The organism is Flavobacterium procerum, from assembly GCF_042431625.1.
Taxonomy (GTDB): domain Bacteria; phylum Bacteroidota; class Bacteroidia; order Flavobacteriales; family Flavobacteriaceae; genus Flavobacterium; species Flavobacterium procerum.
Window position 1 is genome coordinate 732,138 of sequence record NZ_JBHLYW010000010.1, and the last position, 13,077, is coordinate 745,214.

The window sequence follows — 13,077 nt, forward strand, 5'->3', positions numbered from 1 at the left end:
TGGTTCTATACTGTTAGTAATTCCTAAACGCTATTTTTGACGAAAATTATTCTGAAAATGATTCGCCTATTCGATCTTTCCCTTCAATTAAATGGTTTTCCGATAAAGAAAGCCAAAGCCGAATTGGATAAAATTGTTCGTTTTTCAGAAGAAGAATTTACTTCATTTCTTGAAAACAAAAAGAAAGAAATCGTTGATTTTCATCTTAAAAAAAATCCCTTTTACGCAGAATTAGCTGGAAAAGCAACAGCCGAAGATTGGGAAAATCTTCCAATTTTAAATAAACAAAATCTTCAAAAACCGCTTGAAGAAAGACTTTCAAAAGGTTATTTTAAAAAAAACGTTTACCTCAACAAAACCTCTGGATCGAGCGGAACACCCTTTGTTTTTGCGAAAGATAAATATTCTCATGCTTTGACTTGGGCATCCAATATTATGCGATTTGGCTGGTTCGGAATTGATTTTAATCATTCGTATCAAGCGCGTTTTTATGGAATTCCAATGGATTTTATTGGATACAAAAAGGAACGTTTCAAGGATTTCCTGACACATCGTTTTCGCTTTCCAGTTTTTGATTTATCTGATGAAATTCTTGAAAAGTTTCTGCAGAAATTCAAAACCAAAAAGTTTGATTACATCAATGGTTATACAAGTTCTATCGTATTATTTGCTAAATATTTAGAACAGAAAAATATTGTTTTAAATGAAACTTGCCCAACACTAAAAGCTTGTTTTGTTACTTCTGAAATGCTTTTTGAAACGGATAAAAAGCTGTTGGAAAAACAATTCGGAATTCCAATTATCAGCGAATATGGCGCATCTGAACTGGATTTGATTGCTTTTGAAAATCCTGAAGGAGAATGGCAGGTAAATGCTGAAACGCTGTTTGTGGAAATTTTGGATGAAAATAATAATCATGTTCCACATGGAACGGAAGGTAAAATTGTAATTACTTCTTTATTCAACAAAGCAAATCCTTTCATCAGATATGAAATTGGCGACATTGGAATTCTCGATGAAAAAAGTACGCCACAAAAACCAATTCTGAAAAAACTCGTTGGACGAACTAATGATGTCGCTATTTTGCCAAGTGGTAAAAAATCACCCGGTTTGACCTTTTATTATGTTACCAAAAGCATAATTGAAGACGACGGAAACGTAAAAGAATTTATCATCAAACAAACGAAAATTGATACTTTCGAAATTGAATATATAGCTGAAAGTGAATTGGTTTCAGAACAAATTCAAAAAATACAAGAAGCCATAGATTTGTATTTGGAACCCAATTTAAACTTCACTTTTACCCGAAAAATAGTTTTAGAAAGAACCAATCGTGGAAAACTAAAACAGTTTAAATCTTATTTATAATATAAATAAAATCTTACATTTGTTTTTTAACTAATAACTTATGGACGATAACTCTTTACTTTCTGAAGAAACAATTTCTAATAAAATATATTTTATTCGTGGCCAAAAAGTGATGTTGGATAGTGATCTGGCTTCTCTTTATGATGTCGAAACAAAACGATTAAATGAACAAGTAAAAAGAAATTTATCAAGGTTTCCTGAGGATTTTATGTTTCAACTAACTGAAAATGAATATAATTCTTCAAGGTCGCAAATTGCGACCTTGAAGAATGGAAGAGGTTCAAACTTAAAATATCTGCCTTATGCCTTTACCGAACATGGAATTTTAATGCTTTCAAGTATCTTAAAAAGCGACAAAGCCATTCAAACCAATATTCAAATTATGAGAATTTTCACGAAAGTGAGACAAATGCTTTTGGATACAACTGAAATTAAAGTTGATATTCTTCAGATTCAGAAGAAGTTAGAGAATCATGATAAAAATATTGAATTGGTATTTTCTTATTTGGACGAGTTGACAGATAAGAAAGAAAGTTACGGTGAAAGAGTGAAAATTGGCTATAAAAAATGATTTCTGTCACAAATTGTGACCTCAAGTTTGAATTTAAATTTTATTACAGGACATAAAAAAATTGGAGGTCGCAAATTGTGACCTCCAATTTTAATCGATATTCTTTAAGGTCGTAAATTGCGACCTTAAAACTTGAGTCCACAATTTTCGACATCAGGTTGAGTCTTAAATCGTATGTATTTGGGTTTAATAATCAACTGAGTATATAAAAACCTCATCATTAACAAGACAGAAAAAATAAAGTTATATCCATGAAAATCTCGATAAACACCAAAATTGTGTTTTATTAATTTGAATTTTGATGATGAAATTGAATCTTTTCGAATTCTGTAAAACGCTAAAGATTCTGGAATGACTTCTGCAGTTTTTAATTGTTTTAAAATCGTCAGCCATATTCTCCAGTCTTGTCTTTTTTCTGAAGATTCTAACTTGATTTTTCCAAAGTATTCTGCGTCGTAAATTGCAGTGAGATTTCCAACATAATTACAAAAAAACAACTGTTTGTAGGTTAACGGTTTTGGAGCATCAACTCTTCGGTTTAAAATATTTCCTTCTTCATCGATACAATTGTAATAGCTGAAAGTAAAAGGTAGATTATTCGTTTTTAAAAACTGAAGCTGTTTTTCCAATTTAGTCGGAAACCATAAATCATCAGAATCCAGATAAGCAATATATTTTCCAGAAGCTTTTTCTAAAGCTACATTTCTGGCAAAACCATTCCCTGAATTTTTGTCTAGTTTGAATAGTTTTATTCTAGAGTCTTTTTGAGCAAATTCTTCTATAACAGAAACCGTATCGTCTGTAGAACCATCATCAACCAAAATCATTTCCCAGTTTTCATAAGTCTGATTTTCAACTGATTCTATAGTTTCTCTAATGAACTTTTCAGTATTATATGTTGGTGTCAGAATAGATACTAAATCGTTCATTAGATTTATTTCTTCTTTTTTTGATTATTTAATGTAACTCGAAAAATCTTTGTGTTCTTCTTTTGCAAGTTCTTCGGGAGATAATGATTTAAAATACTCATACGTAATTTTCATTCCTTCGGCACGGTTAACTTTGGCTTCCCAGCCTAATAATTCTTTTGCTTTTGTCGTATCAGGCTGACGCTGCAATGGATCGTTTATTGGCAATGGATGATAAACCACTTTCTGGTTTGTTCCTGTCAGTTTTATAATTTCTTCTGCAAAATCTTTGATGGTGATTTCGTCAGGATTTCCGATGTTTACCGGATAAACATAATCTGAATGCAATAATCTGTAAATCCCTTCAACCTGATCATCTACATAACAGAAAGAACGCGTCTGCATTCCATCTCCAAAAATCGTTAAATCTTCTCCGCGCAAAGCCTGACCTATAAAAGCTGGAATTACACGTCCGTCGTTTAATCGCATTCTTGGTCCGTAAGTATTAAAAATACGAACAATTCTGGTTTCTACGCCGTGAAAAGTATGGTATGCCATGGTAATCGATTCCTGAAAACGTTTTGCTTCATCATAAACGCCACGTGGGCCAATTGTATTTACGTTTCCGTAGTATTCTTCAGTTTGCGGATGAATCAATGGATCTCCATAAACTTCAGATGTTGAAGCAATTAAAATTCTGGCTTTTTTAACTCTTGCTAATCCTAACAAATTATGTGTCCCTAAAGATCCTACTTTCAAAGTCTGAATTGGAATTTTTAAATAATCTATCGGACTTGCCGGTGAAGCAAAATGTAAAATATAATCTAAATCACCAGGAACATGCACAAACTTGGTAATATCGTGATGATAAAACTCAAAGTTTTCTAATTTGAATAAATGCTCGATATTTTTAAGATCTCCTGTAATCAGATTATCCATTCCGATAACGAAATATCCTTCTTTGATGAATCTGTCACATAAATGTGATCCCAAAAATCCTGCTGCTCCAGTAATAAGTATTCTTTTCATGGTAGTTATTTGTTCAACGCAAATGTAACTGATTTGAAAATTATTTTTAAACTATCTATTATTTATCTTATGCGTAAAGATTTTAAATGCTCTTTAAATTTTTCTTCCACAAACTCTTTGATTTCTTTTTCAAATCGTTGCTTTGAAAACAAGACAGCATGTTCCCTAATCTTACTCGGATCAAAATCTCTGGTTTCAAAATCAAGTATTGCTTCTTTTATTTTTTCTGCAGTTTGTTCTTTAAAGAAAACACCTGTTTTGTTTTCTATAACCGTTTCGAGCGTTCCGCCTTTAGCAAGTGCAATAACAGGAGTTCCGCAGGCTTGGGCTTCGACAGGAATGATTCCGAAATCTTCTTCTGCCGCAAAAACAAAAGCTTTTGCTTTCTGCATCAGGTTTTTGAGTTTTTCATTGTCAACAAAACCGACAAACTCAATGTTGCTTTTGGCGCCTTTCTGAAGTTTTTCTGATTCGGGACCTTCACCCGCAACAACTAATTTTTTATCTGGTAATTCGTTAAAAGCTTCAATAATCAATTGAATTTTTTTATAGGAAACCATTCGCGAAGCCGTAAAATAATAATCTTCTTTTACATCTTCCAAACTAAAGAAATCCACATCGACCGGCGGATAAATTACGGTTGCTTCTTTATTGTATGTTTTTTTAATTCTTTTGGCAATATGATTGGAGTTGGCAATAAAAAAATCTACGTTTTCTGAATTAGACAAATCCCATTTTTTGATTTTGTTTAAAACTGATTTTGCATAAAAACCTTTTAATCCTTTATCTAGTCCGGCATCTTTTAAATATTGTTCTTTCAAATCCCAAGCATAACGCATTGGCGAATGGCAGTAACAAATATGAAGTTGGTTTTTATTAGTACGGATTCCTTTGGCAACAGCCGATGAAGAACTGATAATCAAATCGTAATCTCTCAAATCAAATTGTTCGATTGCAATGGGAAATAGCTGCAAAAACTTACGGTGGTTTTTTTTGACGGTTGGCAATTTTTGAATGAAACTGGTTTTTGCTTTTTTACCGTTTAAAATAAAATTTCGATCTTCTTCATTCAAAAAATCAATTAATGCAAAATGGTCAAAATCATTCCAAATTGTGTTTATAGAATGAATCACTTTTTCGGCTCCTCCATTTACATAATACCAATCGCTAATTAGGGCTTTTTTCATTGTTATTGCATTAATTTTCTTGTAAGATAATAAACGTAATAGGCTTTTTTGCCAAAAATCATGTTTATAAAATATAAAGTTTTCGGAATCCAATGCTCGAACAAATCTAGTTTTTTTAATTCAAATTTGAGTTCTTTTAAAGTTTCTTTAGAAACTCCAACATTCATTTCAAAAACGTGGAAGGACTGTCTTATCATTAATTCTTGTCGCAATTCTTCTCGAATTTCAATATTGTATAAATTACCAACGTCTTTTCCAATGTCTAAAACCCCTTTCCACATTGAGGCTCTTCCCTTTGCTGAATAAGATCCGGGAATATGTAAATTTCCATCTTTATCAGAATTCCCAAACAAAGGCGGATTTCCTGCTCGTCCTCCTACTGAAGGATTTGCTAAATACCCAATTCCAGTTGTACAGAAAGCATTTGCAGCAAGGTAGATTTGGTAAAACAATGTTCCGTCGTATTTATCTGTAGCTAGTTTTTTTGCCCATTTTTTATTGATAACTAATCCTCCAACAAAACCACACATTCTGAAAATTAATTTTGGTGAATCATTTTTTCCGATAATAACTTCATTTGGCAAAATTCTGGAAATACCAAGTGGTTTATTTATGTCTTTTTCAAATCGAATAAACGGTCTTGAAATCATTGCAATTGATTCATTTTTTTTACAAAAATCGTCAATTTCGTTTAAACCATTTTTTAAAAATAAATCATCATTTCCAATTAATATCACCCATTTACAAAATGCTAAATCAATTAGTTTTCGAATATTAGCATCGTAGCCTAAATTTTTCTCATTTTCTACATAAGAAACAATTACATTATTTGTATTAAAAATAACCTGATACTTTTCTGCAATAGCACGTATTTCATTTCTTTCTTTAGAAAAATCTTCACAAATTATAATTTCGTTTGGCAGCATCTCCATTTCATAAATAGATTTTAATAAATCTTCAAATTCGTTTGGTCTGCCGTAAGCGGGAATTGCTATACTGTATCCTTGTGTCATTTTTGTATTAAAAAAACTTACTTTTTCTGATTTTATCAAAAATATAATTTTAATTTGTATTTGCTTGAAATAAAAAATCAACTTTCCGTTTAAAATTTAACAACAAACTATATAGTGCTTAAAAACATATCATTGAGCTTTGGAATAAATTTTATCAATTTATTGTTTCCATTGTTATTAATTCCATTTTATATAAAAACATTTGGAATTGATACTTACGGTTTAATTGCAGTATCTCTAGCATTTATCAATATTGTTTCTGTTTTATTTGATTATTCTTGGTATGCATTTGCGCCAATAGAAATTCAGAAAGTAAAAAATGACATAAACTTAATCAACCAATATATTTCGAAAATCATTAATTGCAAGATTGCTATATTTCTTCCATCTGTTCTTTTATTGCTTGCTTATATTTTATGCTCTGAAATAAAATACAATCTGATTTTTTCATTTTCATTGTTGGTATTTCTGTTTTCAAGATCTCAAAACAACCTGTGTTTCTTTATCGGATTGGATAAAGTTTTTCCTTATTTTATTATCAATTCTGTTGTAAAAATTGTCTGTATTGCACTGATTTTTTTAACTCTTGTAGAAAAAGAAGATTATCAGTTTGTTTTTTACTATCTGGGAATATCAGATATTCTCATTTTCATTTTCTCCACTTTATTTTTAATTAAAAAGTGTGATTTTAAATATAATTTGACTGCAATATCTGAAGTTTACAAAGAACTTGTTTTTGGTCATAAATTGTTTTTAACCAACGTTACGATTTGTGCACTTATGAATTCAAGCACAATAATTCTAAGCATATTTTTTGACCATACTGTCGTGGGAATTTATAATGTTGCCGAAAAAATTATAATGCTTTGCAAACAATCAATTAGTGTATTATTTCAAGGAGTTTATTTTAAGGCTTGTGAAATTGGAATCTCAAAAATTAAGAAACTTAATCATTTACTGAAATCTGTTTTTTGGTTCTATTTTTTAATGTATGGTTTTGGAGGAGTTTTATTAATCGTTTTTCCAAATTTAATCATTAGTATTTTAAGTTCTGAATTTACCTCAAATTCTTCTATCTATCTTATTTACCTTGCTCCAATTCCGCTTATTAGTGCACTCAATCAGTCTGCTTACATGTCATTGTTACTTCATCATAAAAAAAGCACCTACTTTAATGCCCATCTTTATGGGCTGATTATTAATATCATACTATCGTTTGTCTTATGTCATTTTATGAAAGTCTATGGTATTGTGGTTTCTTTAATTTTAACCGAAATATTTATAACTGCTTACCTGAATTTTGCTATAATTAAAAGTGACGAATTAAATTTTTTCAAGAATAAAATTGACTAAAATGAATTTTTCTAAAAAGCTTATTAAGCCGATATTCTATTTGTTTGTATTTTCTTCTCTTATTTATTTTGTAGAAGCTTTTCAATCTATCATGATGATGGTAACAGCTTTATTATTAATAAGTTTTGCTAAATATGAAGACTTTAAGGTTTCCAAAAAAAATGCTCCGTTTTTATTTTCTTTTGTCATTTTAGCTTTTTATTATACTCTTTTTTTTAGTTCCAAAAGTTTCAAACTTATTGCCGAAAGTTTGCTTTTATTTGTTATTCCTCTCTTAAGTATTTATTTATATCAGGCCAAATCATTTTCAAAAGACTTAAAAAAAATACAATTTGCCTACAGCATTTCTTTGAGTTTATTGTGTTTATTTTTTTTAGCCTTTTATATTTATGATATCCCAAATCATCATTTTGACTGGTATTTAGCTCGTTACAATTTAGAATTTTATAATAAAATACATGGAACTTATATCTGTTTGTGGATAGCAATTGCCATTTTATTTTTAGCAGATTTAACCTCATCTTTTAAACAGTTTCCTATTTCTAAAAAGGTGCTGTTTTTTATAATGTTTATTCTTCTTTTTTCTGGATTAATCATTTATAATTCCCGAAATATTGTTGTTGGACTTATTATTATTTCAGGTGTTCGATTTTTATTATTAAAAAAGCAGAACAAAACAATTTCAAAAAAAGTGCTTTTCTTAGTATTATTTGCCGTTTTAGCTGTCGTTTTATTATCCAAACGATATATAGAAGATATTCAATTCCTATTTGAAAATTCGTTTAAAAATTCGACACGATACGCCGCTTGGTCCTGCAGTTCCAGATTAATTTATGATTCCAATTTCATGGGAATGGATTTTAATCTGATTCAGGAAAAATTAAATGAATGTTATGTTCCTTTTCATAGTTTGGAACTAACAAAATTTAAAATAAACTCGCACAATCAATATCTTGATTTTTTATTAAAAGGCGGAGTTTTTATGCTTTTGGCTTTTATTTCGACCTTATTTGTAAAAATAAAATACGCTGTTAAAAACCAGAATTACTTGTATTTATCTATAACCATTTTATTTGCAGTTTCTTTTATAACAGAAAACATTCTGGTAAGACAATATGGAATATACAGTTATTTTCTATGTGATATTTTGCTTCTCGGTTCTATTCTTGGAAATAAAAATCATACTAGAAACGAAATAGAAAAATACTAATGTTGGTATGTAAAGCATACAGCCATCACTGCAACAAACAAACAAATAAATCATGCAACTAACTAAATAAAGATAATTATTGTTTCGGGTTGAAATAGCAATATAAACAGGCATAAAAAAAGAAAGACAGAACAATATTATTCCAACAAAACCAAGTTGTTTGAAAATTGACAGATACACAATTTCTTCAATAAACTTGAAGGTTTGGCTTCCAAAAAAACTTAAACCGCTCAATTGTCTAATTTGCTCAATTCTTCCTCCTAATTTTGAATCTAAAATGAATCCTGACAATGATCCGTATTGAAAATACCTGTTCATGAAGAATGTCCCGATAACAACCAAAATTAATCCCAACAAAGCATAAATTTTAATCAGTCTGAAAATGCTGTCTTTGTAAATAAGTACAAAATAAAACAACAACCCAAGCCATACGGTTCTTGATAAAGTAAGTATCAATGCCAAAATTACGATGATTAGTTTTATCTTGGAAGTATTTTTTTGATGGAAAATTGGAAACATCATTAAAATACAAACCCCAAAAATATTTCCATTGTTATAAGTAGAAATCAGCTTATAAAGTGAACCTCTCATATTGTACTTCCCTTCTAGTGTTCCCAAATCACCAGCATTTACAGTAACATAAGGAATTTCAATATAATGTCCTGTAACTTGTTTAAAAACAAACAATAAAATGCCATATAAGGAAACCAAAAATACGGCCTGAACTATCTTCTCTTCTATATAAAAAGACTTTATTTTCTTTAAAAATGGACTTAAAAACAGATAAAAAAGTAAAGGTAAAAATGCAAAACTGACGTAGAATGCCACCAGATTTCCTAAAGAACCCGAATATCCTCTAAAAATGAGATTTAAAGAAAAATACAGCACAAATGGCAAAGTAGCCAAATAACAAATAAAGTGTTTTGACTTGACTAAAAAAGTCCTTTTATCCAGCAATATCAATATCAAAAGTAAAAAAAGAAAACCCAAATAAAGATATCCCCAAGTAAAAGGGATTCCAGCGATTTTGAAACCTCCTTTGGGCAGATATACTAAAAATAACAGTCCAATAAAAAAAAGATACTCTCTAATTTTTTCGTTATTCAAAATAAGTTTAAAATTAAAACGCATCTTTTTTTATTTATCTTTTTACTTGTAAGTATCTAGTATTTAAGTCTTTGTAATTCATCCTTTAACTCGTTATTACCCATCAAAAAGGGATCATATTGATTATTAACCTGAAGTAATTTGTAACCGAAGTAATTTGGATCCCAGGTAACAAATTCATTACCATAAAAATATTTTTTGTACGCTTCAAAATCTCCATCAATTACTTTCGAATTATGTCTGATAGTAATATTTTTGATAGTAATATTTTGTTGAGTAGGATTGTAACCTAAATCTACCCGAATATTTTCAGGAAAAACCTTATCAGGAAAATTGATTACAATTTTTTGCATTTCGTTTGATGCATAAACGGGTCTAAAAATTGAATTTTCGTCTTTCCATTCTCCACCTTCCGGTAAATAAAAAATCTGTAGTTTATCATTCTTTGCAAAAACAGCTTCAATAGTAACAGTAAAAACATCTTTTTTTCTTACTACGCTTTCTTCTTTTTTTCCACAAGATGATATTAGTAAAGCAATTAGAACAAAGATTGAAATGATTTTTAATTTCATTTATTTTAAAATTATATTATTTGTTTTTTTCGTTTTCTAACAGTAAAAGCTGCTTTCTGTAAAATGCTTTAAATGAATTTACGAATACAAAAAGCAAAATAAATAAAACTGGAAGATAGAACCTCAACTTACTATTGATTGAATTTTTACTTTTTAAATTGATTGTACTACTAATTTCTTTGATTGTTTTTTCGTAATTGATCAATTTAAGTCTGTTTCTACCTTGTTCTTCTATTAGAGCTTGTTTGGTTTTTATAAGTTCATTCAACTGCGTATTTTCATTATAATATATCAGTTTATCATTCTTTTGAGCTCCTTTTGTTACACTAGAAAAATTACTTAATACTATATTAATCTGTTTTATGATAGAATCATTTTGGATAATATTAGTCTGTAAATTTTTTAATTCAATTTTTTGAATAGTATTGAAATATTCTGAATTATTTAAAAAACTTAAAATTGGTACAGTAAAATCTTTATCTTCTCCAACTCTACTTGTTGTAAATGAAATAGTATGGTATCTGTAATTTTTACTGGTTAAGGTATCAACCAAAATTTTATTGATATCACCGTTTTCAGCCATAAGTTCTAATAATTGAAAATTACGCTCTTTGTTATCTACAAACTTATATGCTTCAACGATTGGTTTGATTTGGATTTTTTTAATGAGTTTTGGATTTTTAACTCCAACAACATTTTTTAGAAAAACGGTATCGCTCGAAATTACTTTTGATTGCAATAGGTCAATTTTAGAATATAAATAATCTACACTCTCAAAATTTGGTTCTACAATAATTTGATTGCTATAAGATTTTCTTGTTGAGTCTAAATAGCAGCCAAGTCCAAAGCCAATTACAACCAAAGTCAGGACAATAATCCAGTTTCGAACAAAAAACCGGATGCCGTTAAAAATTGAAGCATTCACTCTTCCAAAAAAGTTATTAATTTTTTTTGAAATCATTACTAAATCAACTTCTTGATCTTCTATATTTTGAGGCGATTTTGTACTCATTTATACAGCTGGTTTTATATTGAAAATCTGCTCTAGAATTTTAATCGTAATCAAATAAGTAGGTTTTACGCCGGTAGTTCCTAGTCCGCCTGAAGCCAGTGTACTTCCGGTTTCCAGAGGATTATCAGAAGCATAATACGCGTAACGGACTTTGATATCATGTGGCACGCTTTTTCTGATTTTAGATGCCGACTGTATTGCTTTCTGATAATAAGATCCTTCCATTTCGAGACCAATTACGCCCCAAGTCGATTCGTGAAAGAATTTTAGTAAATCCCTGTTTTGCAACGAAGTTCCTAAAACCGTAACCATAGCTCCTTCAAAAACGGCAATATCATTTCCTTCAAACATGGCTCCTGTTAATTCATTTTCGAAGAAATAATTATCAGCTGTCCCTTCGTTTATATGTGCCGACGGAATCATGATATCTCCTTTTCCGCCTTCGAGGATTCCGGCTTTACCCATAATCGAAACCGATTTTACATTAAGTAAAGTGTCTTTTTTGTAAGGTTTCAAAAGCTCGTCAATAGTTTCGTAAGCTTGCTCCCCAAAAGCATAATCCATTACAATGATAACTGGCTTTTCTTCGTCGATATTTGCATACGGAAATGCCGTTTTTGACCAATTAATTTTTGCCGTATCAAAAATCTGCACATCAATATTGGTACCTGAACAATCTGGCAGCGAAATCATTCCGTTTTTCAAAGCAAGTTCTTCTACTATACTTCTAGTTTCTTTTGCTCCCGATTTACTTAATTCTTCGTAAATAAAGAAATCTGATTTGTCTTTGAATTTTGTTTTTAACAAAGGTGTTGCAAAAATCGAATTCATTACACTGTGCATATTCGCACTGATAACGTGAATTGGTCTTTTTAAAAGGTTATTCTCTTTTAAGACTTCTTTGATATTGGTTGCCCAAATTTCACCATGAATGTGATGTCCCAATCTTTCTCTAAGAACTGGACTAAAAGTAATTGTGCGTTTATTATTCTCAATTACTTCTTCAATCGCCAATTTTCCGAGCCAGTAAATGACATGTAGGAAACGATCTGGAGCATTTTCGGATCCGAAAGCGTCATAGATATCCAATACTTCCTCAAAAGTTCGGGCCAAAATATTGGCAACATGCGAAATGGCTTTTTCTTTCTCAATCTGCGAAAGCTTTTTAGGCTGCATAATAGCCTGTTCCAATTTCTGCCAATCTCTAGAAACTTCGCCGCCATCGTCTAATAAAACCCTGTTTTTGATTTTATGCGATTCTATAAAAATAAAAGTCAAATGTGTCAGGATATCGTAAATGTCAGAACGACCACGTGTAATTTCAACATTCATTTGTTCTTCATCGATTCTGTAGCAGTTTCTTCTTCTTTTTGGTGGAACAATTGGCTGAAAATGCGATTTAGAATAACCTTCATCTGAAGTCAGATTGATAAAACGGCATTGTTCGATTCCAATCGGAAGACGTTCTATAACGTACAAAAGTCCGTTAAGTTCTACCTTTTCTTCCGCGATATTACCATAAATTTCTGGGCGTAAAGCCAATAACGATTCGCGAAGGCTGTCACCCGAAACTCCCATTGGTTTATAAAAACCGCGGTTGAACAAATGACGCATTGTAATGTACATTTTTTCAATAGCCGCAGACGATTCCTGCGCTCTTGATCTTGATATATGTTTGGTTTCTTTCATGTATTTTTTATTTTAAAATCTTCTTTTAGGAAAATTTTATCAAAAGATAATTCTTTTA

At 30.3% G+C, this 13,077-nt stretch carries 12 protein-coding genes; 4 read left to right on the forward strand and 8 right to left on the reverse strand.

The genetic code is table 11. The annotated features are described in order from the left end of the window. The first annotated feature begins 57 nt into the window (after positions 1 to 57). On the forward strand, positions 58 to 1,368 hold the full coding sequence (locus tag ACFFLS_RS17630; RefSeq protein WP_379684200.1) for a phenylacetate--CoA ligase family protein: 1,311 nt from the start codon (positions 58 to 60) through the stop codon (positions 1,366 to 1,368). Positions 1,369 to 1,408: 40 nt separating this feature from the next. Then, positions 1,409 to 1,939, forward strand: coding sequence for an ORF6N domain-containing protein (locus tag ACFFLS_RS17635; RefSeq protein WP_379684199.1), 531 nt, complete (start codon positions 1,409 to 1,411; stop codon positions 1,937 to 1,939). Positions 1,940 to 2,064: 125 nt separating this feature from the next. On the opposite strand, the gene ACFFLS_RS17640 is transcribed toward ACFFLS_RS17635, so the two are convergent. The 4 genes from ACFFLS_RS17640 to ACFFLS_RS17655 all read right to left on the reverse strand — a co-directional run bounded on the left by ACFFLS_RS17640 (position 2,065) and on the right by ACFFLS_RS17655 (position 6,076). After that, positions 2,065 to 2,868 carry a glycosyltransferase family 2 protein gene (locus tag ACFFLS_RS17640; RefSeq protein ID WP_379684198.1) on the reverse strand — a complete coding sequence of 268 codons (804 nt, stop codon included), beginning with the start codon at positions 2,866 to 2,868 and terminating at the stop codon, positions 2,065 to 2,067. Between the two features lie 24 nt (positions 2,869 to 2,892). Then, complete coding sequence (locus tag ACFFLS_RS17645) at positions 2,893 to 3,876, reverse strand: UDP-glucuronic acid decarboxylase family protein (RefSeq protein WP_379684197.1); 984 nt, start codon at positions 3,874 to 3,876, stop codon at positions 2,893 to 2,895. 62 nt (positions 3,877 to 3,938) lie between these two features. Then, the gene (locus ACFFLS_RS17650) at positions 3,939 to 5,063 is read right to left on the reverse strand and encodes a glycosyltransferase (RefSeq protein WP_379684196.1); all 1,125 of its coding nucleotides are present in this window, start codon (positions 5,061 to 5,063) and stop codon (positions 3,939 to 3,941) included. Positions 5,064 to 5,065: 2 nt separating this feature from the next. After that, complete coding sequence (locus ACFFLS_RS17655) at positions 5,066 to 6,076, reverse strand: glycosyltransferase (protein WP_379689555.1); 1,011 nt, start codon at positions 6,074 to 6,076, stop codon at positions 5,066 to 5,068. A 114-nt stretch (positions 6,077 to 6,190) separates the two neighbouring features. Here ACFFLS_RS17655 and ACFFLS_RS17660 point away from each other — a divergent pair, with 114 nt between their 5' ends. Both ACFFLS_RS17660 and ACFFLS_RS17665 read left to right on the forward strand, forming a co-directional pair. Continuing rightward, a complete protein-coding gene (locus ACFFLS_RS17660; RefSeq protein WP_379684193.1) occupies positions 6,191 to 7,429 on the forward strand; it encodes an oligosaccharide flippase family protein in 1,239 nt (412 codons plus the stop codon). Between the two features lies 1 nt (position 7,430). Continuing rightward, a complete protein-coding gene (locus tag ACFFLS_RS17665; protein ID WP_379684192.1) occupies positions 7,431 to 8,639 on the forward strand; it encodes an O-antigen ligase family protein in 1,209 nt (402 codons plus the stop codon). On the opposite strand, the gene ACFFLS_RS17670 is transcribed toward ACFFLS_RS17665, so the two are convergent. Genes ACFFLS_RS17670 through ACFFLS_RS17685 form a run of 4 tightly spaced genes read right to left on the reverse strand, consistent with a single transcriptional unit; the run spans position 8,565 to position 13,019 of the window. After that, positions 8,565 to 9,770, reverse strand: coding sequence for an O-antigen ligase family protein (locus ACFFLS_RS17670; protein ID WP_379689557.1), 1,206 nt, complete (start codon positions 9,768 to 9,770; stop codon positions 8,565 to 8,567). The two genes, ACFFLS_RS17665 and ACFFLS_RS17670, sit on opposite strands and share 75 nt — an antisense overlap. A gap of 32 nt (positions 9,771 to 9,802) precedes the next feature. Further along, positions 9,803 to 10,318, reverse strand: coding sequence for a hypothetical protein (locus ACFFLS_RS17675; protein ID WP_379684190.1), 516 nt, complete (start codon positions 10,316 to 10,318; stop codon positions 9,803 to 9,805). Between the two features lie 16 nt (positions 10,319 to 10,334). After that, positions 10,335 to 11,330: a hypothetical protein gene (locus ACFFLS_RS17680; protein WP_379684189.1), complete on the reverse strand. Its 996-nt coding sequence runs from the start codon at positions 11,328 to 11,330 to the stop codon at positions 10,335 to 10,337. Then, entirely contained in the window at positions 11,331 to 13,019 is a 1,689-nt protein-coding gene (locus ACFFLS_RS17685; RefSeq protein WP_379684188.1) for a DUF6909 family protein, read from the reverse strand. It lies immediately after the preceding gene. Between the last annotated feature and the right edge of the window lie 58 nt (positions 13,020 to 13,077).

Bases quoted from the DNA above. Each gene is read 5' to 3' on its own strand.
- ACFFLS_RS17630 (WP_379684200.1), top strand. From the start codon at position 58: ATGATTCGCCTATTCGATCTTTCCCTTCAATTAAATGGTTTTCCGATA.
- ACFFLS_RS17635 (WP_379684199.1), top strand. From the start codon at position 1,409: ATGGACGATAACTCTTTACTTTCTGAAGAAACAATTTCTAATAAAATA.
- ACFFLS_RS17640 (WP_379684198.1), bottom strand. From the start codon at position 2,868: ATGAACGATTTAGTATCTATTCTGACACCAACATATAATACTGAAAAG.
- ACFFLS_RS17645 (WP_379684197.1), bottom strand. From the start codon at position 3,876: ATGAAAAGAATACTTATTACTGGAGCAGCAGGATTTTTGGGATCACAT.
- ACFFLS_RS17650 (WP_379684196.1), bottom strand. From the start codon at position 5,063: ATGAAAAAAGCCCTAATTAGCGATTGGTATTATGTAAATGGAGGAGCC.
- ACFFLS_RS17655 (WP_379689555.1), bottom strand. From the start codon at position 6,076: ATGACACAAGGATACAGTATAGCAATTCCCGCTTACGGCAGACCAAAC.
- ACFFLS_RS17665 (WP_379684192.1), top strand. From the start codon at position 7,431: ATGAATTTTTCTAAAAAGCTTATTAAGCCGATATTCTATTTGTTTGTA.
- ACFFLS_RS17670 (WP_379689557.1), bottom strand. From the start codon at position 9,770: ATGCGTTTTAATTTTAAACTTATTTTGAATAACGAAAAAATTAGAGAG.
- ACFFLS_RS17675 (WP_379684190.1), bottom strand. From the start codon at position 10,318: ATGAAATTAAAAATCATTTCAATCTTTGTTCTAATTGCTTTACTAATA.
- ACFFLS_RS17680 (WP_379684189.1), bottom strand. From the start codon at position 11,330: ATGAGTACAAAATCGCCTCAAAATATAGAAGATCAAGAAGTTGATTTA.
- ACFFLS_RS17685 (WP_379684188.1), bottom strand. From the start codon at position 13,019: ATGAAAGAAACCAAACATATATCAAGATCAAGAGCGCAGGAATCGTCT.